We start from the raw sequence: 24,808 nt of genomic DNA, 5'->3' as shown, positions 1-24,808 counted from the left end.
CCCAGAACCGACTTCACCGAAGGACTTCTGATGAGTACCTCAACCACCCTTCTCCCGAACAACTTTCGGCTACAGCCACTGGCCGCTCTGGCGAAAGCCGAGTTCCGCCAACTGATCCGCAACCGGACCCTGGTGTTCATGGGCACCGTCTTCCCGATCGGGCTGCCGCTGCTGACCTTCTTCATCGGCCGCAACTCCGACGACGGCGCCACCGCCGCCCTCACGGCCGCGGCCATGGAGACCTTCGCGATGATGGCGCTGCTGTTCGTGCAGTACTACACGGTGCTGTCGATGGTGGTGACCCGCCGCGACGAGGGTGTGCTCAAACGGCTGCGCACCGGCGAGGCCACCGACTGGCAGCTGATGTCGGCACCCGCGGTCCCCGGCGCGCTGCTCACGCTGGTGTCCACGGGCGCGGTGGCCGGGGTCATGTACGCGTTCGGGGCGCCGGCACCCGTCAACGTGATCGCGATCGCGCTCGCGATCGGCACCGGCATCGTCGTGTTCGCGCTGCTGGCGCTGGCCACCACCACGATCACCAAGAACGCCGAGGCCGCACAGATCACATCGCTGCCGGTGTTCGTCCTCGCCGTCGCCGGCATGGCATCGATCCGCGACATCCTCCCGGACAATCTGGCCCGGATCGCCGACTGGACTCCGTTCGCGGCGGTCAGCGACCTGATACACCTGGGCACGTCGGGCCTGCGCTTCGACGCCGCGGACGCCGCCACGCCGCTGCGCTTCGGCGAGGTTTTCGGCGAGATCGGGCAGCCTGTTGCCACAATGGCTCTGTGGACTGCCCTTGCCCTGTGGATGATCGTGCGGAGTTTCCGCTGGGACGACCGCGGGTGACGCCGATCCGACCGGGTGCGCTGCCATGATCGCCACACGCCTCACCTCCTGGTGGCGTCATCTGCCGACGACCGAGCGGTACCGGTTCTACTCGCGGGTGTCGTTGCAGGTCGCCCTCGCGATCCCGATCCTGATGCTCGCGGTGGGGTCGGTGACCGAATGGCACATCGCCGCGCTCATCGTGGTCGGCGGCGTGTGCGCGATCGGGGCGGTCGAGTTCCACCCGACCCTCGCCGCGTCAGCGGCCTCACCCGCGCCCACCGATACCGGCGATTCACCCGACACCGAGTGGCGTGGCCGTTATCGCAAGCCCGTGCTGATCGTTGTCACCGCACTTCTGGTCGTGCTGTGGCCGGTCGCCGCGATCGCCTTCCGTGTCACCGGTTCGGATTCGGCACCGTTGGCGTCCGGGGGCCTGACCGTGGGCCTGTACGGCATCGTCGTGATCAGCCTCTTCCGGCCGCGCCCGTGGCTTCCGGTCCTGGCCGTTTCCGCGGTGTCGGTGCTCACGTTCGCGGGTTCGCCGTCCGACATCGCCCCGCTGGCCGCGATCACCGTGTCCGTCGCCCTCTTCATCGCGATAGCCGTCCGGCTGACGGTCTGGACCGTGCAGGTCATCGACGATCTGGAGCGGGCCAAGTCGGCCGAGGCCCGCCTGCGCGTCGCCGAGGAACGCCTGCGGTTCAGCCGCGACCTGCACGACGTGGTGGGGCGCGGGTTCTCGGCGATAGCGGTGAAAGGCGAGCTGGCGTCGGCGCTGTTGCGGGCCGGCGACAACACCCGCGCAGCCGGGGAGGTCGAGGAGATCCGGACGCTGGCCGTGGAATCGATGGAGCAGATGCGCACCCTGGTGCGCGGCTACCGGCAACTCGACCTGGCCGCCGAGATCGACGGTGCCGCAGCACTGCTCAGATCCGCCGGCTGCGAGCTGAGCGTCGAGGGATCCCCCTCGGCCATCCCCTCCGCACTGCACGACGCGGCGGCGTGGGTGGTGCGGGAAGGCACCACCAACATCGTCAAACACTCGACTGCGGACGAGGCACGGCTGATCCTCGGTTCTGCCGGTATCACCTTGCGCAACAACGGCATACAAGACGCTGACCCGGCCGAACCATCCGGCCTGCGGGGCCTGGCCGAGCGCCTCGACACCGTCGGCGCCACCCTGGACACCTCGCTCGACGACGGGTGGTTCGGACTTCACATACGTTGGGACAACACATGATTCCCGTATTTCTGGCCGATGACGAGGAACTCATCCGGGTGGCCATGGCGACCATGCTCGACCTCGATCCCGAGATCGAGGTGAAAGCACACGTCGGCACGGGCGAAGAACTCGTCGCACTCTGGCACCAGCACGTCGACGCGGCCGGCGCGCCCGCCGTCGCCGTCATCGATCTGCAACTGCCCGGCATCGACGGCATCGAGACCGCCGCCGACATCCTCACGGTCACCCCCGACGCACCGATCATCATCGTCACCAGCCACGGCCGGCCCGGGTATCTCAAACGCGCCCTGGAAACCGGGATACGCGGCTTCCTCCCCAAGACGACACCGGCGTCGACGCTGTCAGAGGTGATCGGCACCGTGCACCGGGGCGGCCGCTATGTGGATCCGGAGCTGGCGGCCGAGGCCATCAGCTCCGGCAACTCCCCGCTCACCCCGCGCGAGGCCGACGTCCTCGAATACGCCATCACCGGCGCATCGGTGGAGGAGATCGCCTCCCGGGCGCACCTGTCGGTGGGGACCACCCGGAACTACCTGTCGTCGGCGATGAGCAAACTGGACGCGACCAACCGGTACGAGGCGGCGCTCAAGGCACGTTCGCTCGGATGGATCTGAGGGCGACCCACGGCTCGTCTTCCGTTCGATTGACAGGTGCCGGGCCGACCGTGGTCGCCACGCCGCCGGGGCGCTATTCTCAGCACATTCCGTTGCAGTCCGCCATCGAGTCGTGAGGTCACCGTGTCCATCAGAATCCCGTTCACCGGCAACTACAGCGACCTGTCGAACAACGACGGCTACCAGTTCGAGTTCCGCTGCGAACGCTGCGGCAACGGCTTCCGGTCCGGGTTCCAGCGGGATATGGCCGCCACCGGACAGAAGATCGTCCAGGGTCTGGGCCGCCTCGTCGGCTACGGGGCGATGTACCGGGTCACCTCGGCCGCCGACCGCTTCCTCGACCGCAGCACCAACTCCGAGGCCAAGGACAGGGCCCTCGCGAAGGCCGTGGCGGAGGTGTCGCCGCATTTCCGGCAGTGCCGTGGCTGCGGCGACTGGGTGTGCGACGACGGTTGCTGGAACGACCAGGTAGGACAGTGTGTGCGTTGCTCCCCCAATCAGGCGCACGAACTCGCACAACTGCAGGCCGATGCCCGGCGTGACCAGATGCGTGACGGGCTGCGCAACGTCGACCTCATCGGGGGCATCGATCTGGGACAGCAGTCGTCGACGCGCTGCCCGTCGTGCGGCACCCACGCCGCCGGCGGCAGATTCTGCACCGCGTGCGGGTCGTCGCTCGCGCAGCAGGTGCCCTGCCGGGGCTGCTCGCACGGCAACCCGATCGGCGCGATCTACTGCCAGCAGTGCGGGCAGTCGCTCACCTAGACCTTCTCCACATCCTTCTCGTCGATGACGACGATGCCGCCGGCGGTGAGCTGCACGCTCAGCAGACCCGACGGCAGGTAGCCCAGCAGCTGACCGGTCTCGCCGGTGGTGAGCAGACGTAGTTTCTGGCTCTGTTCGAACGCGTGGACACTCATGCCCTCCGAGCATAGTGCCGCACCGACCGCCGTGGCCGGGGTAACGCCTCACCAGCACAAACCGACAGGTATGGCGTACGACATTCCCCTTCGGAAGGCGGGCGTCATGGCATCCACACGCAGGCAGACCCGGGCGGCGGTCGCCGCATTGTCCACCGCGGCCGCGCTCACGGCAGCGGCACTGACAGTCGCTCCGGCGACGGCCAATCCGTACAACCCGCACGATCCGTCATTGCGCCGGGAGGCGCGGACCGGACAGGTGTACACCCTCTCCGACAGCCCGCTCTGCGCGGGCGCGGTGCGGGCGATGGTGTCGACGCAGCCGTACCTCTATCCCGACGGGACGCCTGTGTCGAATCTCGGCAAGGTGTCATACTCGCTGAGCGCCAACCTGTTCGGCATCTCCGGCACTCCCCGCTACTGCACCGTGAAGGTGACCCTCGCGTGGCGGAACAAGACCACCGGGCGGTCAGGGTCGGTGGTGCGGACGGCATCCGGACCGCCGCTCACCCTCACCGACGCGACCGCCGGCATGGTGTTCGGGACCGTCACCACCGGTTCGGGCCAGGTCGAGTTCACCCTGCGTCCGCATCGTCCCCACCTGGCCGGTCAGGCCGTGCCCCTGAACGTGTTCTGATCGGGCGGCAGAACCCGCATCTCATCCCGAGATCCGGCCCTGACCTGTACCGATGCGCTCACAGGTATCTCCCAGCGTCCGTCCAGTGCCATCGGAGGGACAGCGCCCATTCTGGCTACCGACCAGAAAAGGAGATGCAGACATGACAGCAGTACTCGACCGGCCCGCACCGGAGGTGACGCCGGCGCCACCGCCCGGGGCGGCGTCGCGTCGGCGTCCGCTGTGGTGGAGCAGGTGGTCCCTGAGCGGCCTGCTGGCGACCACCGCCGTGCTCTACCTGTGGAACCTGAGCGCGAGCGGATTCGCCAATACCTTCTATGCGGCTGCGGCACAAGCGGGTTCGCAGAGCTGGCGGGCATGGTTCTTCGGCTCGCTCGACGCGGCCAACTTCATCACCGTCGACAAACCTCCTGCCTCGCTGTGGGTTACGGGGCTGTCGATGCGCGTCTTCGGCGTGAACAGTTGGGCCGCACTGGCTCCGCAGGCACTGATGGGTGTGGCCGCGGTCGGCCTGCTGTACGCGACGATGCGCCGCACGTTCAGCGACCCGACACAGGGCACCGTCGCCGGCCTGATCGCGGGCGCCGTGCTCGCCTTCACCCCGGCCGCCGCGCTGATGTTCCGGTTCAACAACCCCGACGCGCTGCTGGTGCTGCTGATGACGGCTGCCGCCTACTGCCTGGTGCGGGCCATCTCGGCCAATTCCGGACGCTGGCTGGCGCTGGTGGGCGTGGCCCTCGGCTTCGCCTTCCTCACCAAGATGATGCAGGGCCTGCTGGTGCTGCCCGCCTTCGGTCTGGCATACCTGGTGTTCGCGAACAACGGCTGGGTCAAGCGGGTCCTGCACCTGGTGGGCGCGACCGTCGCGCTGATCGTGAGCGCCGGCTGGTTCGTGGTGGTCACCATGCTGGTGCCCGAATCCTCGCGCCCCTACATCGGCGGGTCCACCGACAACAGCTTCATGGACCTCGTCCTGGGCTACAACGGTCTGGGCCGCATCAGCGGCGGCAGCGGAGGTCCCGGCGGTGGCGGCGGTCAGGCCGGCGGCTCGTTCGGCGGTGAGACCGGCCTGAACCGCCTGTTCAGTTCCGAGATGGGCAACGAGATCTCCTGGCTGCTGCCGGTGGCGCTGCTGGTCCTGGTCTTCGCGGCCTGGATCGGCGTGCGCAGCATCAACCAGCTCGGCAACTTCACCGGACGCATGAACCGCGTCGAGGGTGGAGCCGTATTCGCCTGGGGTGGTTGGCTTCTGGTGACCGCACTGGTGTTCTCGTTCATGAGCGGCACCATCCACCCGTACTACACGGTGGCACTGGCCCCGGCGATCGGCGCCCTGGTGGGCATCGGCGCGGTACTGGCCTGGCGCCGACGTGACCACTGGGACGGACGCCTGACGATGGCCGGCATGATCGGCCTGGCCGCATGGTGGTCGATCGTGCTGCTCAACCGCAACAGCTGGGGCCCCGAATGGTGCCGCTGGGCCATCGGAGTGGTGGCGCTGATTTCGGTCGCCGGTCTGCTGATCGGCAGCACCCTGGGTATGCGCAAGCTGGTCGCCTCGGCACTCATTGCCGGCTCGCTCGCCGGTTTCGGCGGTACCGCGGCCTTCACGATCGCCACCGCCTCCGAATCGCACGGCGGTTCGATCCCGACCGCGGTCAGCACCTCGATCAGCGGCGGCGGCATGGGCGGCCCCGGCGGCGGCGGTCCCGGCGGCAACGGCGGCGGAGCCGGCGGCCAGAACTCGACCGGCACCACCGGCCAGAAAGGCACCGGCACGAACTCGACCGGCACCAACAGCCAGAACACCGACGGACAACGTCAGGGCGGTGGCGGCCCCGGCGGCGAGGACATCTCGTCGAACACCGAACTGGTGGCGCTGCTGAAGTCGGCGGGCACCACCTGGTCGGCGGCCACCAACGGCTCGCAGTCCGCGGCCGGTATCGAACTGGCCACCGGCACCTCGGTGATGGCGATCGGCGGCTGGAGCGGTGACCCCGCCCCGACGCTGGACGAGTTCAAGGCCTACGTGGCGGCGGGCAAGATCGGCTACTACATCGGCGGCAGCGGCGGCGGACCCGGCGGCAACTCGGAGATCTCCGAGTGGGTCGCGGAGAACTTCACCGCGATCACGGTCGGCGGGACGACGGTCTACAAGCTGACCTGACGGACCGCCCCGCCGGCCCAAGGTACCCCCTTCGCCGGTTGAGGTGCGAGCTTGCGAGCCTGGAAACCCGGTGAGACGACATTGTTCGCTCACCGGGTTTCGAGGCTCGTCGCTTGCGCTCCTCACACCTCAACCGGCGGAGGGGCACATCAACCGGCGGAAGGGCTTTCGGCGATCTCGTCGATGCGGACCGGGCGCTTCTCGTGCAGGGAGACCGTCGCGGCGTCGGCGATCAGCGCCACCGCGAGCGCGTCGTTCATCGTGCACAGCGACGACGATGCCGCGCCGCCGACAAGATCGCAGAACTCGCCCAGCTCGCGCCGGTAGGCCTGCGCGAACCGGTCCATGAAGAAACCGTGCGGTGAGCCGTCGGGAAAAGCGCAGCCCGGGTCCAGGTTCCGCACCGGGGTCCCCGGATCCCAGCCGGCCACCACCGAATCGGTGCTGCCATGCACCTCGAGCCGGCAGTCGTAACCGCGGCCGTTGTACCGGGTCGCCGACACCACACCCATCGCACCGGAGGCGAAGGTGAGAATGACCGTGGCCGAGTCGACGTCGTCGTGGGCGGTGAACCCCGGGTCGCCCTGGTTGGCGCCGGTGGCGTACACCTCCACCACATCCCCACCGACCACCCAGCGCAATGTGTCGAAATCGTGGACGGCGCAGTCCCGGAAGATGCCGCCCGAACCGGCGATATACGACATCGGCGGCGGTGCCGGGTCGAGCGTCGTCGACCGGGCCGTGGTGATGAATCCGAGTTCACCCGAGACCACCGCGGCGCGGGCCGCCGAGACCGCCGGATCGAAGCGCCGGTTGTAGCCGATGGCCACCGGAACTCCCGACCCGCCGCACCGGTCCACCACGGCGGCCGACTCGCCCGAGGACATCGCGATCGGTTTCTCACAGAACACCGGGATGCCCGCCGCGACCGACTGCTCGATCAGTGCGGCGTGGGTGGCGGTCGCCGAGGCGATCACCAGACCGTCGACGCCCGAGGCCAGCACGGCATCGGCGTCGGCGCAGCCCCGCGCATCCGGGTACCGCCCGGTCACCGAGTCGATCGCCACCGGCACCACGTCGGTGACGGACAACTCGTCGACGGCGTCGAGTGCCGACAGTGTGCCGACGTGGAAGGCGCCGATCCGGCCGAGGCCGACAACACCGATCTTCAGTCCCATGCCCTACCTCCTGCGACGATCCGGTCCGGTGCCGACAGCGGCCACCGTTTGTCCAGACATTATGTGTAACACCGTAGACCCTGAGGGCGTCCGGATACGGCGTCATACCTAAGTAGGGGGCGGGTTCGGCACATCGGGGGATGCGGCGACCGTGCACTGACCAGCACACTTGAACCCGCATGTGCAGTCGGGAGAAGTTATTCAGTGTCGCGTAGTGACCTTGTGCCCTAGCGTCGTCACATGGACATCCTGGGGCGATGTCCATCACAGATGCTCCGCGAAGGTTGCGATCACAAATTCCGGGGCGTATACCGAACTGGTAGTCAGTTCCACTTTTGATTGACTGCCACATCTTGCCAATCCAGTTTCGAGGGATGGAGACCATGGCGTCCATACTCTTCCGGCTCGGCCGGTTCTCATTTCGACACAAGTGGTGGGTGATCTCCGCCTGGGTGGCAGCGATGGTCCTCGTCGTCAGCCTCGTCAGCGCCCTGCAGCCGCAGTTCTCCAAGGACTTCGAACTGCCCGGCACCGACGCCGGCGATGCGATGTCCACCATGCAGGAGTACTTCCCGGCAGCGACCGAGGAACAGGAGCAGGCCTCGACCAGTGTCCTGGTCCAGGCTCCCGACGGGCTCGCCAAGCACACCGCCGAGATCGACAAACTCGTCGCGGGCCTCAAGGAACTGCCCGACCTCAAGGACGCCGCGAGCATCGTCAACCCGCTCGCCGCACCCGCTGAGGCAGCGGCGCAGGTGCTGAGCCAGGACGGCAAGGTCGGCCTCATCCAGGTCAAGCAGAGCACCAACATCATGGACCTGAAGATCGACGACAAACACGCGTTCGTCGACATCCTCAAGGAACATCGCACCGGCGGCCTGAACGTGGAGGCCACCGGATCGCTGATGTCGGTCCAGGAGGCCGGTGGCGCCGCCGAGATGCTCGGCTTCGGCGTCGCGTTCATCGTGATGATCGTGTTCTTCGGCGCCCTCGTCGCCGCGTTCATCCCGCTGATCACCGGCATCTTCGCCGTGCTGATCACCATCATGTTGCTGACTCTGAGCACCGAGTTCCTCAACATCAACGAGTCGGCCACCGGCATCGTGACCATGCTCGGCATCGCCGTGTCCATCGACTACGCCCTGTTCATCGTGTCCCGGTACCGAAGCGAGGTCGCCAGAGGCGGATCCAGAGAGGACGCCGTCGGGCGTGCGGTGGGTACCGCGGGATCGGCTGTGGTGTTCGCCGGCCTCACCGTGATCATCGCCGTCGTCGCGCTCATGGTGATCGGTCTGCCGTTCGTCACCCAGATGGGTGCCGGTGCCGGTATCGCCGTCGCACTCGCCGTGCTGGCCGCCATCACCTTCATCCCGGCGCTGCTCGGCGCGTTCGGACGCTTCGCGTTCACCCCCAAGATCCCGTGGATCAAGCACGCCGAGGAGTCGGAGACCGACGTCACCAACGGTGTCCGGTTCGGCCGGGCCGTCACATCCAAGCCGCTGCCGTTCATCATCGCCGGTCTGGTGATCCTGATCGCCGCCGCCATCCCGATGTCCAAGATGGAACTGGGCATGACGATGAACAGCGAGGACGAGAACAAGGCGCTGTCCCTGCTCGCAGAGGGTTTCGGCAAGGGCATCAATGGCCCGCTGCTGGTGACCGTCCGCACCGCCGACGGTGACGTCTCGGCCGCCGCCGACAAGGCTGTCGCCCACATCAAGACGCTCGACGACGTCGCCAACGCCAAGGCCCTGGCCTGGATGGGCAACGGCAGCGATCCGAAGAACCCGAACGCGGGCGCCGATACCGCGCTGATCTCGATCATCCCCAACAGCGGCCCGTCCGATCAGGCCACCCACGACCTGATGGAACAGATCCGCGATTACAAGAACGAGATCTCCGCGGCCGGTGGTGAGATGCACGTCGGCGGTATGACCGCGATCATGGCCGACATGTCCGAGAAGCTCGACAAGGCGCTGGTCCCGTACCTGATCGTCGTCGTCGGCCTGGCATTCCTGATCATGATCGCCGTGTTCCGGTCGCTGTGGGTTCCGCTGATCGGCACCATCGGATTCATCTTCTCGGTGCTCGCCGCCTTCGGCGCCACCGTGGCGATCTTCCAGGAAGGCTGGTTCGGCCTGATCGACAACACGATGCCGCTGCTGTCGTTCCTGCCGATCTTCCTCATCGGCGTGGTGTTCGGCCTGGCGATGGACTACCAGGTGTTCATGCTGACCCGCGTCCGCGAGGAATACATCCACGGCATGACCGCCAAGGAGGCCATCATCGCCGGCTACCGGCACGGCGCCCGCGTGGTGTCGTCGGCCGCGGTCATCATGATCAGCGTGTTCGCCGCGTTCATGCTGGCCCCCGACACCACCTCCAAGATGCTCGGCTTCGCGATGGCCATCGCGGTCTTCTTCGACGCCATCATCATCCGCATGACGGTGGTGCCCGCGGTGATCGCGCTGCTGGGCGACCGGGCCTGGGGCCTGCCCAAGTGGCTGGACAAGCTGGTCGTCGACTTCGACATCGAGGGCGGCGCGGTGCGCAACAACGGACTGGAGAACCTTCCCGGCGACGGTACGTCCCTGGAGAAGGCCACGGCTCCCGCGTAGTCCGATGGCGGCGTCACCACGACGCGAATCCGACGGTGGCCGCGGTGCCGGTAACGGCACCGCGGCCACCCCGGCCTCCCCGTGCAGGATCGGGAGACCCATCGGATTGCGCGAGAAACACAAGATCCGCACCCGCAACGCGATCCGCGACGCGGCCATGCGGCTGTTCAAGACTCAGGGCTATGCGGGCACGACGGTCGAGCAGATCGCCCGAGAGGCCGAGGTCTCGCACACCACGTTCTTCCGCTACTTCGCCTCGAAGGAGCAGGTGGTCCTCAGCGACGACCTCGATGACGCCCGGACCGCGGTCGTCTCCTCGATCCCCCCGGGACTGAATCATTTCGATTTCGTCCGGACCCTGCTCCGCGGGCTGTACCGGGCGGCCGCCGACGATCCGTGGACATCGAGTCCGGAACGGCTCCGGCTGATCCAGACCGAACCCGCGCTCAGGGTCGCCCAGCAACTCGAATCCGATCGCGCCATCTACGACACCATCGACCTGATGGCCGACTACCTCGGGGTCGATCCCGCCAATCCCCGACTGCGGGCATTCGCCGCCGCGATCGGCGGGATGATGTTCCACATCGCCAACGAGCTCGACGATGTCCGGGACGATGCGTCCCTCAACGCCCTGCTCGAGGCGATCGACCTCCTCGAACAAGGTCTTCCATTGTGACGGTGATCGACCGGAGCAACTGACCACCCGGATCGGCGGACGGCCGCGGGACGCGAACCTTCGCGGCCCGCGGCCGTTTGGTCGTCCTGGCGGCCTTCGTCCGCTTCTGGACCACCTGCTTCTGCTCGTGCGGCGGTGCGCTCACCTCGGTCACCGGGACCGCCGAATTGCGCACCGACGGGGCCTCGGTGGCGAAGAAGCGCTCCCCCTCGGCGTCCCAGCGCTTGAGATCGGCTCGCGTGTACGGCAATCCGGTCCGGTCGTGCACCATCTGCCGTAGCAGGGCCAGGGGATGGCGGGCGTCGTACACCTGGTAGCGCGTGGTGCCGTCGACGCTGCGCAGCTCAGTGGGTGATCCCAGGGCATCCAGGTTGCCGTAAGTCTGTGCCCCCCAACCGGTATGGATGGTGATAAAGCCGGCACCGTTCACCAGGATCGATTCCAGCGGCCGCCGCGGCTGCCACTGGAAGTTCGACGCGGGGTCGCCGACGATGATCGTCGACGTGACGTCGGCACCGGAGCTTCGCTCAGGGTCACGCGCACCGTCGGGGGTGATGCCGAACCGCTTGACCACCGCCGGGGCACCCGGAATGGTCTCGGCGGCAGCCTTGATGCCCCAGGGACCGCGGACGTCGGCGGCCAGGACGATCTTCGAGTCACTCAGGTCGATCCCTTGGGCGACAGCCTTTTCGGTGGCATTGCCGAGTGCGTCGGCCCCCTGGGAGTAGCCGGTGTAGATCACCTGCATACCGGCGCCGGCGAGCTTGCGCATCACGGCCAGATTGCGGTTGATCGCGATGCGTTTGGAGGTGTCGTAGGTGTCGGCGAGCGGTGGCACGGGCGAGGACTTGCCGCCGACAAACGGCCACAGCGACTCCGGGTACGCGACGATCAGTGTCTGACGCTGTCCCACAGTACGTTTGATGCGTTCGCCGAGGTTTCCGTCATCGGTACCGGGGGTGACCACCATGACGGTCCCGTCATCACGGGGACCGACCCTGTTGGCCCGGTCGGTACCGTCGGTGACGATCCCCGACATCGTCAGCTCCCGAACCTGCCGCCCGGGTTTGGCCTCGGCGATCGCCGGAAAGACCAGCGACACAGCGGCTGCGGCGGCCACGACTGCGACCGCGGCCCGTCGCACCGCGCGGGGCGGCCGGACGTACTGTTGACTCGGGCAGGGCACGTGCTGGGTTGTCGACACGGTTCTCCTCACCTCTCGGTCGGGATCCTGCGGCCACTGAATTCAGTAGACCGACTGCCAACTGTAGTGAAATGAATCACTCGCCGCGCCGACAGAGCGTCGTCCGTTCGACTGATTACCCGACGGACAGGTATGGGACGCGCCGACGGTCTCACTCCGGTCCGGCGTGTCGTGACCCTGACCCCTCCGGGCGCCATACACGCACACGCGGCCGCGTGCGCTTGCCGAGCGGCGCCGGTCAAGGTGTGTTTTCGTTGTCCGGTGAGCGTCACCCATCTCGGCCACATCGTCCATATCGCCGGCTCCCCCGACGTCACCGGCGCCCGTGAGGCCCTGACGACGTTCTCCGACGGCGCGCTGGTCGTCGACGATGCCGGCGCGATCACCTACTGCGGGCCACGCCAGGACGCCCCCGCCGATCCCACGGGCAGCGTCGCCGACCATCGCGGTTCGTTCCTGCTGCCCGGGTTCGTCGACACCCATATCCATTTCCCGCAGACCTACTCCCTCGACGCCTATGGCGGTGGGCAACTCCTCGAATGGCTCGATTCGTGCATCTTTCCCGCCGAGGCACGCCTGGCCGATCCGGAGTTCGCCGCACAGATCGCCCGCGACTTCGTCACCGCCCGCATCCGCTCCGGCACCACCGCGGCGATGGTGTTCGGGTCGGCGTTTCCCGACGCCCAGGACGCCCTGTTCACCGAGACGCGGGGCGCGGGGCTGCGGCTGGTGAGCGGCCGCGGTGTGCAGACGGTGGGACCGCCGTCGGCCGCGCCGCTGATGACCTCGGAGAAGCGGGCCATCGAGTTGTGCACCGCGGAGATCGACCGCTGGCACGGCGACGACTCGTCGCTGCTGCAGGTGGCCATCGTGCCCCGGTTCACGTTGTCGGTATCCACGGAAACACTCCACGCGCTCGGCGAACTGTACGACGACGTCCGCGGGCGCGGGGTGTACCTGCACTCGCACCTCAACGAGAACAACCGGCCCGGCACCGGTGAGATCGACGCGGTCAAGAGCCTGTTCTCCGTCGACTCCTATCTCGACACCTACGACGGGAAGTTCCTGCCCGGCTCCCAGACCGGCGGCTCCAGCCTGCTCGGCCGCCGCACGATCATGGCGCACGCGGTGCACTGCACGGACACCGAACTCGCCCGGATGGCCGAGACCGGTACCTCGATCGCGCATTGTCCTGTGTCGCAACAGTTCCTGGGTTCGGGAACGATGCCGTGGCGGCGCACCGTCGCCGCCGGGGTGAACGTGGCCGCCGGCACCGATGTGGGCGCGGGCGACGAATGGCTGATCCCGCAGGTACTCGGCTGCGCGTTCAAGGTGCACCTGTCCGAACCCGGCGAGGACGCCATCGCTCTGCACCCGGCCGAGCTGCTGTTCACCGGAACCCTCGCCGGGGCAAGGGCTCTCGACGCCGAACACCGTTTCGGCAACTTCGACACCGGCAAGGAGGCCGACTTCCTGGTGGTGGACCCCACCCGCTGGGAACCCCTGGAACGCCTGCTGTCCAAGGGCATTCGCGCCGACGACGACGAAATGGCCCGCGACCAGATGCTCTTCGCCCTCCTGCTGGGCATGCGCGAACCGGCCATCACCGAGGTCTACGTCCGTGGCAGCCGGGTGGTCGCTCCGTCGTGATCCCCCCTGAGGTGTGGTGAGCCGCTAGGCGAGGAGCTTCGAAACCCGGCGAGAGAACATTGTCGTCTCACCGGGTTTCGAGGCTCGGTCGCAGGGCGACCTCACACCTCAACCGGCGGGTCGAACGGAACCAACACTCGCAACCGGCGGGGCACCTCAACCGGCGGGGCCGAACGGACCAACACTCGTCTCACCGGGTTTCGAGGCTCGGTCGCAGGGCGACCTCACACCTCAACCGGCGGGTCGAACGGAACCGGCGGGTCGAACGGAACCAACACTCGCGACCGGCGGGTGGTCAGCCGTCGAGGGGGATCTCTTTACCGTCCCACTCGTGGTCGTGCATGAAGCCCTCGGCGAGGCCGACTTTGTACTTGAAGCAGTGACGGAGGATGAACAGGTAGGCCAGCGGGAGCATGACCGCCGGCTTGCGGTCGTCGGAGGCCCAGACGACGTCGTGCGAGTGCCGGAAGTCGCGGACGAACTGACGGAAGCTGCGTCCGTTCAAGGACTTCCGCGTCCAGCCGTACAGCATCATGCCGAGGCCGATCATCTTGTCGACGTCGGGGTCGGGGGTGATCAGCTCGGTGTTCTCCCCGAAGAACGCCCTGTCGACGCCGTCTTGCGGTGCGAACAGCATGATGCCGCTGGTGGCGCGCGGGTTGCATTCGATGGTGAGCAGACCGATGTCCGGGTCGTCGTAGAAGTCGAAACCGATGTGGCCGGTGAAGCCGATGTCGGCGACAAACTCGGTGATCCACGCCAGGATTCCCGGATGTTCCACGGATTGGAAACGCAGACAAGAGTTTCCGTCGATGGCGTAGCCGACCGGGTAGGCGGCGTGCGCGAATACCCTGCCGTCGCGGCAGATCGAGTAGGTGCAGTACCGGTCACCCGACGCCCACTGCTGCGCCAGCCACGGATTGCCGTCCTCGAACTCCAGCCACGACAGGTCGTCGCCGGGCGAGACCTTGTACACCTTCTGTGACCCACGCGAATACACCCGCTTGAGGGCGAACGGGGTGGTGAAGTCGAGCTTCTCGACGTCCTCGGGCGAGGAGAGGGTGGCGTACTTGAGTCCCGGCATACCCTTGTCCGCGAGCAACTGCGAGAACTCGGCCTTCTGGTGGAGCTGGTTCTCGGTGGTGAACGGCGACAGGAACAGCTCACACGTCGGCGGGAACAGACCGGCCATCATCGACAGGATGTCCGTCTCCTCGTGGATCGGGATCACGATGTCCACTTTTTCCTCGACCACGATCTGCACGAGCCTGCGGCAGTAGGCCACCGGCTCGAACTTCGGTGAGGGCACCTTGAAGAACTTCGACGTCGCGTGCGAAAAACGCGTTATACCAATCGGAAGACTATCCACTATCGTGACCCGATGTCCGGCCGCTGCCATCAGCCGGGCGAGGTTCAGTGTGAGAAACGATCGGCCGAAGGTGATCAGTACGTGCTTACCACTCGACTCAGTCACGCAGACGAGTCTAAACCGAGCACCTACCCGACCCGGCGGCCCCGGGGAATAAGCGGACCCGTGACCTCGGTTACACACAGGTGATACGGGACCGGAGCGGAGGTTCGAGATGTTCGTGATCGGCGTGATCGCGGCCTGCCTGGCTGCCGTCGCCTACGGCATGTCGACGGTCCTGCGTGCGCTCGGCGCCCGCCGCGTGGCCCAGGAGGCCCGCGAGGAGGGCAACGAGGCCGGTCAGACCAACGCATCGGGCGGCCCGTCGCTGCAGTCGACGATGTCGACCTTCGTCGACCCCTCGTTCATCCTCGGCACGATGATGGTGGTGATCGGCTTCGCCGGTGGTGCGGTGGCCGCCCGCTACCTGCCGCTGTTCCTGTCGCAGACCATCGTGTCGGCCAACCTGGTGGTCACCGCCCTGCTGAGCACCATCATGCTCAATATCGCCCTGCACACCCGCGACTGGATCGCGATCTGGCTCGTGGTGATGTCGCTGTGCATGCTGGGCTTCTCCTCATCGCCGCATACGCAGACCTCCGACAGCGACCGGTTCCACTGGGTGCTGTTCATCGCCACCGCCGCGCTGTGCGTCGCCGCGCTCGCCGGTGTGTACAAAATGGGCAAACACGGCGCGATCTTCGGCGGGGCCTGCGCGGGTCTGCTGTTCGGCATGATCGCCATCGCCGTCCGCGTCCTGCACGGCGTCGACCCGTTCGATCCGGTCACACTCCTCGAGGATCCGGCCGCCTGGACCATCGCCATCGCCGGGGCCACCGGATTCTTCGTCCAGACCGTCGCCCTGCAACTCGGCGCGGTCAACGGCGTCACCGCGGTGCTCGTCGTCGGCGAGACCGCCGGACCGAGCCTGGTGGGTGTGCTGTTCCTCGACGACAACGCCAAGGCGGGGCTCGGCGGGCTGGCCATCGCCGGTTTCGTCGGTGCCTTCATCGGCGCGGTGCTCGTGGCCTGGTACGGCTCGGGTGATCCCGACCACTTCGGGGAGGCGCCACCGATGAAGGGTGGCTGGCGGCGCGGCCGTGAGGACGCCCCCACCGACGGCCCCGATCCGGCCGATGCCGGGGACCCGGCCCCGGTAACCGAAGGACATGCCCGAGACGCCCGGGCCGGGGCACCCACCGAAGACGACTATCCCGACGTCGACAAAGTCCTGGGCGACCTCCGATCATGGCTGGACACGCGCACCGGAGACCGGCGAGACTGATCGGCATGAGCTCCGCGCGCACCGCGTACGAAACCCTCGAACCGTTCCACGTCCTCGCCTACTTCAACCCCGGCATGAAGGCCGCCCTCGACGCCACCGGGCTGTCGGCGGTCGCGTTCTACGCGGGTGCCCGGGGCGCACCGCTCGGCGCCTGCGCACCGTCGGTGGTGAGCGCCACGTTCTTCAACTTCAACCCCGCCCTCATCGAACCCGCCTGGCGTGATGCCGTCGGCGTCGGCCTCGACAAGGTGTCGGCCGCCCGGTACGAGATGCTCGACGGACAATTGCGCGGCATCCTCGGCGACGGCGTCGGCGACCCGGCGATCGGCGAACTCGCGGACACTTTCGAGGCGGTGGTCGCCGGCCTGCCGCTCGGGGGACGTCCGCTGGCGGCGGCCTGGGCGTCGAGCGAGGTGCCCGACGCCCCGCACCTGCGGCTGTGGCGGTACGTGGCGGTACTCCGCGAATGGCGCGGCGACAACCACATCGCCACCCTGCTCACCCACGGCCTCGACGGGCTCGACGTGGTCACCTTCCACGAGGCGCAGCTACCCGATCCGACCGTCGCACGCCGCATCATGGGCCGGGAGATGATCAAGTTCACCCGTGGCTGGTCCGACGCCGACTGGGAAAGCTCCGTCGACCGGCTCGTGGCGGCGGGCCTGGCCGAACGCACCGGCACCCCGAATGCGCTCGGCGTGGCGCACCGGCTCACCGCCGACGGCGCCGCCACCTACGACGACATCGAAGCCGAGACCGATGCGCTCGGCGAAACCGTATGGTCGGCACCGGGATTGGCCGACGCGCTCACCCGTGCCCGGCCGTACGTCAAGACCATCATCGACGCCGGGGTGCTGCCAGGGACGCGCAAGAAGTAACCACCACGAAGTAACCACCGAGTTGTCCACAGGGTCTCGGAGGCCCCTGGCGCGATCCGTGCCGTCCGCGTTTACTACGTGGACACGCCGACCAAGGGGTTTACGATGACACGCATGACCAGCGAGGTGACCGGCCTCCCCCGCGGACGAGCCTTGACCCGCGACGACCTCCACACGATGCCCGATGACGGGCACCGGTACGAACTCGTCGACGGGCTGCTCATCGTGAGTCCGGCGCCGTCGTTCTGGCACCAGGACCTGCTGCTTCGCCTCGCGGTCACGATATTCGGCGTCATCCCCGACGATCTCACCGTGCTGACCGCCCCGTTCGACGTCGTTCTGGCCCAGGACACCGTCATTCAGCCGGACCTGCTCGTGGCACCGCGCGCCGACTTCACCGACCGGGATCTACCCCTCGCGCCGCTGCTCGCCGTCGAGGTGCTGTCGCCGTCCACGCGGCGTTTCGATCTGATGCTCAAACGTGAACGGTTGCAACGCGCCGGTTGCCGGCACTATTGGGTCTTCGACCCCGACGAGCCGTCGGTTCTCGCGTTCACCCTCGACGGCGACGTCTATGTCGAGTCCGGACGGGCACTCGGCGACGAACTGTTCTCGGCGACCGAACCTTTCGAGATCTCATTCACGCTGCGGAGCCTCACCGGACAGAGCTGATCGACACTCAGGTCCGGTCTCTGTCCGGGGAGGAGGCGTTGGCCCAGAAGCGTTTCGGGATGCGGCCCGCGCGACGGGCGTGCCGGCCGGCGATCACCGCGTGCCGCATCGCCGTGGCCATCGCCACCGGATCGTCGGCACGGGTCACCGCAGACGCGAGAAGGACGGCGTCGCAACCCAACTCCATCGCCAGGGCGGCATCGGAGGCGGTGCCGACACCGGCGTCGAGCACCACCGGGACTCCGGCAGCCGACGCGATCATCTCGATGTTGTGCGGGTTGATGATGCCCAGGCCCGTGCCGATCGGTGAGCCGAGCGGCATCACCGCGGCCACCCCGGCGTCCTCCAACCTGCGGGCGAGGATCGGGTCGTCGTTGGTGTAGGCCAGCACCGAGAAGCCGTCGGCGACGAGAACCTGTGCGGCGTCGAGCAATTCGACCGGATCGGGCAGCAACGTCTTGTCGTCGGCGATCACCTCGAGTTTGACCAGGTCGGTCTCCAGCGCCTCCCGGGCGAGCTGCGCGGTGAGCACCGCCTCGGCCCGGCTGTGACAACCCGCGGTGTTGGGCAGGATCGCGATGCCGAGGCGGCTGAGCAGCTCCACCATGCCGGTACCCGATCCGGGACTGATGCGGCGCAACGCGACGGTGGTGAGCTCGGTGCGGGAGGCGAGTAAAGCCTCTTCCAGCACAGCATGATTGGCGGCGCCGCCGGTGCCCATGATGAGCCGCGACCCGAATTCGCGGCCCGCGATCCGCAGCACGTCGGCGGCGTCGGCCGTTGTCGTCTCAGCCACCCTGCACCGCCGTCAGGATCTCCACCTCGGCACCGTCGAGAAGCGGACTGTGCCAGTCACGCCGCGACACCACCGCACCGTCGACGGCGACCGCGATGCCTCGCCCCGGAAGGCCGAGCACACCGAGCACACCGGCGACGGTGGTCTCGTCCGGAAGCACGGTCCGGTCACCGTTCACAACGATCATCATCAGTTCACTCCGGTTTCCCTCACTCCGCCGCGGCTTTCCCGAGGATCTCGACAACACGATGAGAGGTCCACGGCGCCAGCACGATACCGTTACGGCCGTGACCGGCGGCGACGATCACCCGATCGTCGAGCTCCCGCACGATCGGCAGACCGTCGGGGGTGCACGGCCGCATCCCGACGCCCGCCTCGGCGAGGTCGTAGGTGCGCAGGCCCGGCATCACCTCGAGCGCATCGGCCAGCAGGTCGGCCACCCCCGACACCCGCGGCGCCCGGTCGTCGGCGTCGATGGGTTCGTATTGGGTTGCGCCGACCACGATTCCGCCGCGACGCGGCACCAGGTACACCATCCGGTCACCCACCCGGGCCCGCACCACATGCCGCGGCCCCGGCACCGACCACGCATTGGCCGACAGCCGTAGTATCTCGCCCTTGGCAGCGTACAGATCCACTCCGGCAACAAGTTTCGATGATCCGAGACCGGCCGCCACGAGAATCCGGTCACCTTCCAGCCCGGCGAGCGAGTCGACGCGCCGGGGCACCACCACGCCACCGGCGCGCGCCAGAGTGGTCTCCAGAGCGGCCAGCAGTGCCCGGTTGTCGACCGCCCCCTCCCCCGAGGCGAGGTAGCCGCCGACCAGACGCGACCCGAGAGCCGGTTCCAGCTCCCGGATCTCACGCCCGGTCACCTGCCGCAGCACCGACTCATCGACGCTCTTGGACCACACGAACCGGGCGAGCTGCGACAGGAACGCCACGTCCGCGGCGGCCACCCCGACGAACAACGAATCGTCGGCAGCGGCGATCGCCGGATCGCCGAGCCGGGCCAGCAGCTCGGGCCAGCGGCGCACCGAGTCGGCGGTGATCTCCAGCAGCGCATCCTCGCCCGGATGACCCTCGCCGAGTGAGCCGAGCATGCCGCCGGCCACGTCCGCGGCCCGGGGCGAGTCCGGATCGGTCAGCACCGTGACCCGCCACCCGGCGTCGGCGGCGGCCAGCGCGCAGCCCAATCCGATCACCCCACCGCCGACCACGGTCAGCGTGGGGCCGCGACCCTCGCGCACGTGTGCCACAACAATCCTTCTTCCTTCGCCGGCATTACCCGGATCAGGTCTGACGGTCAGCGGGGGGCGGCCCGCACTCTCAGCCCAGCGTTCCCATGGGCTCCCGTGTCTTCCTCGGTCCAGGGTAGAGAACCCGATCGGTGTCCGTGCGGGCGCCACCGGAAAGGGCCTCACCGCGGACCCGGGGAGTACCGTCGGGGCCATGCGCTACCAACCTCTCGGTACCAGCGGACTCATCGTTTCGTCTGTGGGCGTGGGCTGCAACGCCTTCGGCAAACGCATCGACCAGAAGGCCACCACCAAGGTGATCGACGCCGCCGTCGACGCGGGGATCAACTTCTTCGACACCGCCGACAGCTACAGCTCCGGGGTCAGCGAACAGATGCTGGGCAAGGCGCTCGGCGACCGGCGCGACCAGGTGGTGATCGCCACCAAATTCGGGATGGACACCGGCGGCCTGTACGGCGAGGACTTCGGGGTACGCGGCAGCCGCGGGTACATCACCCGGGCCGTCGAGGGCAGCCTGCGCAGGCTCGGCACCGACCACATCGACCTGTACCAGCTGCACACCCCCGACCGGGTGACGCCGCTGGAGGAAACCCTCGACACGCTGAGTGACCTGGTGACCGCCGGCAAGGTCCGCTACATCGGATCATCGAACATGACCGCGTGGGAGGTGGTGAACGCGGACTGGCTCGCCGAATCGCTGGGCGCGCCGCATTTCATCACCGCACAGAACGAGTACTCGCTGTACAACCGCAGCGCCGAGGCCGAACTCGTGCCCGCGCTCGAAACGTTCGGCATCAGCCTGCTGCCGTACTTCCCACTCGCCTACGGCCTGCTCACCGGCAAGTACAAGCGCGACCAAGCCCCCGAAACCGGCACCCGCCTGGCCAAGGAGACCTTCCGCTACGACGGCGCCGACTTCGACATCGTCGAGGCCCTGCAGCGCTTCGCCGACGACCGCGGCATCACCCTGCTGGACGTGGCGATCGGCGGGCTGCTCGCCCAGCCGGCCGTCGGATCGGTGATCTCCGGCGCCACCCGGCCCGAGCAGATCGACGCCAATGTGCGGGCGGCGGGATGGGATCCGAGTGCCGAGGACCTGGCCGAACTCGACGACATCGTCGCGCCCGGCTCCGGCAACGGCTACACCACCTACGCCTCATGACCACCGGCTCCACGACACGCGCCGCCGGGAGCGTGCACGACAGGCTCGCCCGCGCCCGTCTCTACCTGTGCACCGACGCCCGCCGTGAACGCGGCGACCTCGACGAGTTCGTCGCCCGGGCCGTCACCGGCGGCGTCGACATCGTGCAACTGCGTGACAAGGGGTCGGCCGGGGAGGAGCGGTTCGGCGCGCTCGAAGCGGCCGAGGAGCTCGCGATCCTCGCCCGGCTGCGCGACATCACCCACGCCGGCGGGGCACTGCTGTCGGTGAACGACCGCGCCGACCTCGCGAAGTTGTCGGGCGCCGACGTCCTGCACGTCGGGCAGGGCGACCTGACCCCGGCGCAGGCGCGCGGCATCGTCGGCGAGGACGTCATCATCGGGCAGTCCACCCACGACGCCGCCCAGGCCGCGGCCGCGGCCGCCGACCGCGACGTCGACTACTTCTGCGTCGGCCCGTGCTGGCCCACCCCCACCAAACCCGGCCGCACCGCACCCGGCCTCGGGCTCGTGCGCGAGGTCGCGGCGAGCGCGCCCGCCAAAGCGTGGTTCGCGATCGGCGGCATCGACGCGCAGCGGCTGCCCGAGGTGGTCGACGCCGGGGCGAGGCGCATCGTCGTCGTCCGGGCCATCACCGCCGCCGGTGACCCCGCGGCCGCCGCCCGGACCCTGACAGCGGGCATCACCGCAGCTCACTGAGCGGGGTGTGAAACCATTCACACCCACGCGCCGGGAAGGTGTACCCTCGACCCCGTGCTCCACACACCTGCGCTTCTCGTAACCCGCCGCAGCGGGGTCTGATCTCGACCGACCCCCCGCTGCGGGTCGGCACGCGCACCCAGTCGGTCACCCAGATTTCGACCGAAATGAGCACCACCAATGCACACCGTTCATCCCACGGCGCCATGCTCGGCACGTACGCCCGGACAGCACCCGCTGCGCCTGCTGCCCTTAGGAATCCGTGAGGAGGCATCCACGATGACCTGGGAAGACTTCACCGACCAGTACTCCGGCGACGGCCACATCCGGCTCGCCGCCTACTCCACCAAGCCCGCCGACCGCGACATGATCGACTGCCAGGCCACCCTCGCCGTCGCCGACGACCTGTTCTCGCTGCGCGCCACCGCCACCGGCCCCGTCGGCGCCATGACCTCGATCCTGCACGACATCGGCGCCCCCGTCGCCATCGTCGAACTGCGCCAGCGCAAGACCGACGACGCCTTCGCCACCTACCTGCTGTGCGAACACAACGGCACCCGGCGCTGGGCCTACGGCACCGGCACCACCGGCGACGACGCCAACGTCAACGCCCTGGTCGCCGGGGCCAACCGGTTGCATGAGCCGCGGTAGCGAGTGAACAGGTGGTCGCGTCATGCGGCCATCTCACCGGAGGTCACCACCTCGGAGGGATCGTCACGACTGTTGCCGGACAGCGGTGGTGAGGTGGCCTTTCAGGCGGGGCCAGCTTTGCTCGAATGCGGGGTGCAGGGGCATGTGCTCGACATCGGCGATGTCGACCCAGCGCAACTCGGTGGACTCGCCGTTGGCGACGGTCCGCACCGGCTCGTCGACCTCGGCGATCACCGTCGTGTAGGTCCAGCCACTCGGGGCGCTGTGGGTGACGAATGCCGACAGCACGCGCAGGTCTTCGCCGCCGATCCCGGCCTCCTCGTCGGCCTCCCGGATCGCGGTGTCGATGGCACTCTCGTGCGAGTCCCTCGCCCCGCCCGGCAGCGCCCACGTGCCACCCTGATGCGACCACGCGGCCCGGTGCTGCAACAGCACACCAGTGACCCCGTCGGGCAGTGGCGCAAGCAGCAGCAGCCCGGCCGCACCGTGTCTGCCCCAATACCGCGAACCGTCGGGGTCAAGTACCCAGCCGTCACCGTCTCCGCGCACGTCGCCTCCTGTGTCCCCCGCGAGAAGTCCCTGCCGGACCCGACTGCCTCGGGGCCGTCACTATTTCCACCGTATGTGACATGGTTCCGGTGAGCCAGCCTCCAAACCAGGTTGAGCACGACTACGCTGGGCAATGCATGAGTTCCACGCTCGGGTAGGAGGCCAAACGGTGACCGGCCACGCATCTCCCGTGCGCAGCGCCGTCACCCGCGCAGGACGGGCCGGCCGCTCCGGATCCGGACTGACGCTGCCGCCGCTGCGGCAGGCCCTCGCCGAACGTCGCGAACTCTCCGAGACCCGCACCCGCACCCAATCGCCCGTCGCGGCGCTGCGGCACTACGCGAAAACCTCCCCCGGCAAGCTCGTCGGGATCATGATCGTGCTGTCGCTGGCCCTGCTGGTCACCGGCTGGTACTCGGCGAGCGTCCTGGACGACCGCACCAACACGCTGCAGCAGATGGTCGACCGCACCGAACCCCTCGCCGAATCCGCCCAGGTGCTCTACAGTTCCCTGTCCATCGCCGACGCGTCGGCCAACGGCGCGTTCCTGTCCGGCGGTCTCGAATCCCCGGCGCTGCGCACCCGGTACTCCGACGCCATCGCCACGGCCGCGACGTCGCTGATCACCTCGTCGGGCAACCTGCTGGAGAAGTCCAAGGAAACCTCGGCCGCCGAGTTCACCGAAACCCGCCGGGACGTGGAGACGCTGGCCAAGAACATCCCCCTCTACACCGGGCTGGTCGAGACCGCCCGCACCAACAACCGGCTCGGCAATCCGGTCGGATCCGCCTACCTCGGGGTGGCGTCGACCCTCATGCAGCAGAAGATTCTCCCTGCCGCACAACGCATCTACGACCGCCGGTCCGCGGCGATCTCCGACCCGCAGCAAACCCTGTCGACGCCACCGTGGGGCGTGTACGCGGCCCTCGCCGTGGTCATCGTGGCACTCCTGGCCACCTCGCGCTATCTCGCGCGGCGCACGCGCAGACGCTTCAACGCCGGCATCCTCACCGCGCTCGCGGCCATCCTCATCGGGTCGGTATGGCTGCTCGCCTCGGGCCTGACGTCGGTGGCCATCACCCACAGCGCCCGGGACAACGGCGCCAACCCGCTGCGCGACCTGACATCGGCGCGCATCCTCACCCAGCAGGCCCGGTCGGCCGAAACGCTGTCGTTCGTGCGGCGCGGCGACCAGGCGGGCCTGGACCGGACCTTCACGCTGGCGACGCTGCAGATCTTCCGCACCCTCGGCAAGCTGCAGGAAAACCTCGACGACGACGCCGCGGTCACGCCCAAACAACTCGGCACCACCCGGGATCTGTTGCGGCAATGGACCGCCGCCGACGACGACGCCCGCGCCGCGATCCAGAGCGGCGACTTCTCGAAGGCGCAGAAGATCATCGGCACCGGTGCGTCGGCGAAGCGGTACGCCGCCCTCGACGCCGACCTGGTCAAGGGCATCACCGACACCCGCGAATCGTTCCGCACCGACATCAACACCGCGCAGCGGGTCATCGGCTACACCGGGACCGGAATGTTCGTCATCGCCTGTTTCGCCGCGCTCGCCGTGATCGGCGGGCTGATGCCCCGCATCCGGGAGTACCGATGACGCCCCGGCGGCCGGTGGCCGCGGTCGTGATCGCACTGGCCGCGCTCATGCTGCCCGCCTGCACCAGCTTTCCCGCCCCCGACTCGCCGCCGCCGAGCGC

At 68.2% G+C, this 24,808-nt stretch carries 24 protein-coding genes and 1 riboswitch; of the genes, 16 read left to right on the top strand and 8 right to left on the bottom strand.

Annotated elements, in window-relative coordinates:
• The first annotated feature begins 30 nt into the window (after positions 1 to 30).
• The 4 genes from GOAMR_RS22950 to GOAMR_RS22935 all read left to right on the top strand — a co-directional run bounded on the left by GOAMR_RS22950 (position 31) and on the right by GOAMR_RS22935 (position 3,456).
• The gene (locus GOAMR_RS22950; RefSeq protein ID WP_005193520.1) at positions 31 to 852 is read left to right on the top strand and encodes an ABC transporter permease; all 822 of its coding nucleotides are present in this window, start codon (positions 31 to 33) and stop codon (positions 850 to 852) included.
• Between the two features lie 25 nt (positions 853 to 877).
• Positions 878 to 2,074: a sensor histidine kinase gene (locus tag GOAMR_RS22945; RefSeq protein ID WP_005193519.1), complete on the top strand. Its 1,197-nt coding sequence runs from the start codon at positions 878 to 880 to the stop codon at positions 2,072 to 2,074.
• Positions 2,071 to 2,691, top strand: coding sequence for a response regulator transcription factor (locus GOAMR_RS22940; protein ID WP_005193518.1), 621 nt, complete (start codon positions 2,071 to 2,073; stop codon positions 2,689 to 2,691). The genes GOAMR_RS22945 and GOAMR_RS22940 overlap by 4 nt, the downstream gene beginning before the upstream one ends.
• 123 nt (positions 2,692 to 2,814) lie before the next feature.
• Complete coding sequence (locus GOAMR_RS22935) at positions 2,815 to 3,456, top strand: hypothetical protein (protein ID WP_005193517.1); 642 nt, start codon at positions 2,815 to 2,817, stop codon at positions 3,454 to 3,456.
• On the opposite strand, the gene GOAMR_RS25270 is transcribed toward GOAMR_RS22935, so the two are convergent.
• Positions 3,453 to 3,611 (bottom strand): hypothetical protein, encoded by a 159-nt coding sequence (locus GOAMR_RS25270; protein WP_170319207.1) that lies wholly within the window; start codon positions 3,609 to 3,611, stop codon positions 3,453 to 3,455. The two genes, GOAMR_RS22935 and GOAMR_RS25270, sit on opposite strands and share 4 nt — an antisense overlap.
• A gap of 106 nt (positions 3,612 to 3,717) precedes the next feature.
• Here GOAMR_RS25270 and GOAMR_RS23890 point away from each other — a divergent pair, with 106 nt between their 5' ends.
• Together GOAMR_RS23890 and GOAMR_RS22925 are read left to right on the top strand one after the other, a co-directional pair.
• Positions 3,718 to 4,248 carry a hypothetical protein gene (locus tag GOAMR_RS23890; protein ID WP_005193516.1) on the top strand — a complete coding sequence of 177 codons (531 nt, stop codon included), beginning with the start codon at positions 3,718 to 3,720 and terminating at the stop codon, positions 4,246 to 4,248.
• A 142-nt stretch (positions 4,249 to 4,390) separates the two neighbouring features.
• The gene (locus GOAMR_RS22925; RefSeq protein ID WP_005193514.1) at positions 4,391 to 6,415 is read left to right on the top strand and encodes an ArnT family glycosyltransferase; all 2,025 of its coding nucleotides are present in this window, start codon (positions 4,391 to 4,393) and stop codon (positions 6,413 to 6,415) included.
• A 149-nt stretch (positions 6,416 to 6,564) separates the two neighbouring features.
• Here GOAMR_RS22925 and GOAMR_RS22920 read toward each other — a convergent pair whose 3' ends face one another.
• Complete coding sequence (locus tag GOAMR_RS22920) at positions 6,565 to 7,593, bottom strand: Gfo/Idh/MocA family protein (protein WP_005193513.1); 1,029 nt, start codon at positions 7,591 to 7,593, stop codon at positions 6,565 to 6,567.
• Positions 7,594 to 7,976: 383 nt separating this feature from the next.
• Between GOAMR_RS22920 and GOAMR_RS22915 the strand changes: the two genes are divergently transcribed.
• Together GOAMR_RS22915 and GOAMR_RS22910 are read left to right on the top strand one after the other, a co-directional pair.
• Positions 7,977 to 10,211 (top strand): MMPL family transporter, encoded by a 2,235-nt coding sequence (locus GOAMR_RS22915; RefSeq protein ID WP_005193512.1) that lies wholly within the window; start codon positions 7,977 to 7,979, stop codon positions 10,209 to 10,211.
• 106 nt (positions 10,212 to 10,317) lie between these two features.
• Positions 10,318 to 10,887 carry a TetR/AcrR family transcriptional regulator gene (locus GOAMR_RS22910; protein ID WP_005193511.1) on the top strand — a complete coding sequence of 190 codons (570 nt, stop codon included), beginning with the start codon at positions 10,318 to 10,320 and terminating at the stop codon, positions 10,885 to 10,887.
• Here the strand turns inward: GOAMR_RS22910 and GOAMR_RS22905 are convergent.
• A complete protein-coding gene (locus tag GOAMR_RS22905; protein ID WP_005193510.1) occupies positions 10,835 to 12,091 on the bottom strand; it encodes a PE-PPE domain-containing protein in 1,257 nt (418 codons plus the stop codon). The genes GOAMR_RS22910 and GOAMR_RS22905 overlap by 53 nt on opposite strands.
• Positions 12,092 to 12,352: 261 nt before the next feature.
• Between GOAMR_RS22905 and GOAMR_RS22900 the strand changes: the two genes are divergently transcribed.
• Entirely contained in the window at positions 12,353 to 13,741 is a 1,389-nt protein-coding gene (locus tag GOAMR_RS22900; RefSeq protein ID WP_005193509.1) for an amidohydrolase family protein, read from the top strand.
• A 295-nt stretch (positions 13,742 to 14,036) separates the two neighbouring features.
• Here the strand turns inward: GOAMR_RS22900 and GOAMR_RS22895 are convergent, their stop codons facing one another.
• Positions 14,037 to 15,215: an ATP-grasp domain-containing protein gene (locus GOAMR_RS22895; protein ID WP_005193508.1), complete on the bottom strand. Its 1,179-nt coding sequence runs from the start codon at positions 15,213 to 15,215 to the stop codon at positions 14,037 to 14,039.
• Between the two features lie 109 nt (positions 15,216 to 15,324).
• On the opposite strand from GOAMR_RS22895, the gene GOAMR_RS22890 reads away from it, so the two are divergent.
• From GOAMR_RS22890 to GOAMR_RS22880, 3 genes are all read left to right on the top strand, one after another.
• A complete protein-coding gene (locus GOAMR_RS22890; protein WP_005193507.1) occupies positions 15,325 to 16,434 on the top strand; it encodes a DMT family transporter in 1,110 nt (369 codons plus the stop codon).
• A 5-nt stretch (positions 16,435 to 16,439) separates the two neighbouring features.
• On the top strand, positions 16,440 to 17,312 hold the full coding sequence (locus GOAMR_RS22885) for an SCO6745 family protein (RefSeq protein WP_005193505.1): 873 nt from the start codon (positions 16,440 to 16,442) through the stop codon (positions 17,310 to 17,312).
• Positions 17,313 to 17,417: 105 nt separating this feature from the next.
• Positions 17,418 to 17,984 (top strand): Uma2 family endonuclease, encoded by a 567-nt coding sequence (locus GOAMR_RS22880; protein ID WP_138943865.1) that lies wholly within the window; start codon positions 17,418 to 17,420, stop codon positions 17,982 to 17,984.
• A 7-nt stretch (positions 17,985 to 17,991) separates the two neighbouring features.
• On the opposite strand, the gene GOAMR_RS22875 is transcribed toward GOAMR_RS22880, so the two are convergent.
• The 3 genes from GOAMR_RS22875 to GOAMR_RS22865 all read right to left on the bottom strand — a co-directional run bounded on the left by GOAMR_RS22875 (position 17,992) and on the right by GOAMR_RS22865 (position 20,039).
• Positions 17,992 to 18,780, bottom strand: a complete 789-nt coding sequence (locus GOAMR_RS22875) for a thiazole synthase (RefSeq protein ID WP_005193503.1) — start codon at positions 18,778 to 18,780, stop codon at positions 17,992 to 17,994.
• Complete coding sequence (gene thiS, locus GOAMR_RS22870) at positions 18,773 to 18,970, bottom strand: sulfur carrier protein ThiS (protein ID WP_005193502.1); 198 nt, start codon at positions 18,968 to 18,970, stop codon at positions 18,773 to 18,775. Before thiS ends, GOAMR_RS22875 begins: the two co-directional genes overlap by 8 nt.
• 19 nt (positions 18,971 to 18,989) lie before the next feature.
• Positions 18,990 to 20,039, bottom strand: a complete 1,050-nt coding sequence (locus GOAMR_RS22865) for an FAD-dependent oxidoreductase (RefSeq protein ID WP_005193501.1) — start codon at positions 20,037 to 20,039, stop codon at positions 18,990 to 18,992.
• Positions 20,034 to 20,147, bottom strand: a riboswitch (TPP riboswitch). Its footprint overlaps the gene before it by 6 nt.
• Before the next feature lie 85 nt (positions 20,148 to 20,232).
• On the opposite strand from GOAMR_RS22865, the gene GOAMR_RS22860 reads away from it, so the two are divergent.
• The 3 genes from GOAMR_RS22860 to GOAMR_RS22850 all read left to right on the top strand — a co-directional run bounded on the left by GOAMR_RS22860 (position 20,233) and on the right by GOAMR_RS22850 (position 22,550).
• On the top strand, positions 20,233 to 21,201 hold the full coding sequence (locus GOAMR_RS22860; protein WP_040516212.1) for an aldo/keto reductase: 969 nt from the start codon (positions 20,233 to 20,235) through the stop codon (positions 21,199 to 21,201).
• Positions 21,198 to 21,899, top strand: coding sequence for a thiamine phosphate synthase (gene thiE, locus GOAMR_RS22855; protein WP_005193499.1), 702 nt, complete (start codon positions 21,198 to 21,200; stop codon positions 21,897 to 21,899). The genes GOAMR_RS22860 and thiE overlap by 4 nt, the downstream gene beginning before the upstream one ends.
• Before the next feature lie 279 nt (positions 21,900 to 22,178).
• Positions 22,179 to 22,550, top strand: a complete 372-nt coding sequence (locus tag GOAMR_RS22850; protein ID WP_005193498.1) for a 2-isopropylmalate synthase — start codon at positions 22,179 to 22,181, stop codon at positions 22,548 to 22,550.
• Between the two features lie 63 nt (positions 22,551 to 22,613).
• Here GOAMR_RS22850 and GOAMR_RS22845 read toward each other — a convergent pair whose 3' ends face one another.
• Positions 22,614 to 23,099 (bottom strand): NUDIX domain-containing protein, encoded by a 486-nt coding sequence (locus GOAMR_RS22845; protein WP_005193497.1) that lies wholly within the window; start codon positions 23,097 to 23,099, stop codon positions 22,614 to 22,616.
• Between the two features lie 169 nt (positions 23,100 to 23,268).
• Between GOAMR_RS22845 and GOAMR_RS22840 the strand changes: the two genes are divergently transcribed.
• A complete protein-coding gene (locus GOAMR_RS22840) occupies positions 23,269 to 24,708 on the top strand; it encodes a GlnX family signal transduction membrane protein (protein ID WP_005193496.1) in 1,440 nt (479 codons plus the stop codon).
• The last annotated feature ends 100 nt before the right edge of the window (positions 24,709 to 24,808 follow it).

The organism is Gordonia amarae NBRC 15530, assembly GCF_000241345.1.
Lineage (GTDB): Bacteria > Actinomycetota > Actinomycetes > Mycobacteriales > Mycobacteriaceae > Gordonia > Gordonia amarae.
Note: the sequence above shows the minus strand (reverse complement) of the source record. Positions and strands in the feature narration are given on the sequence as shown.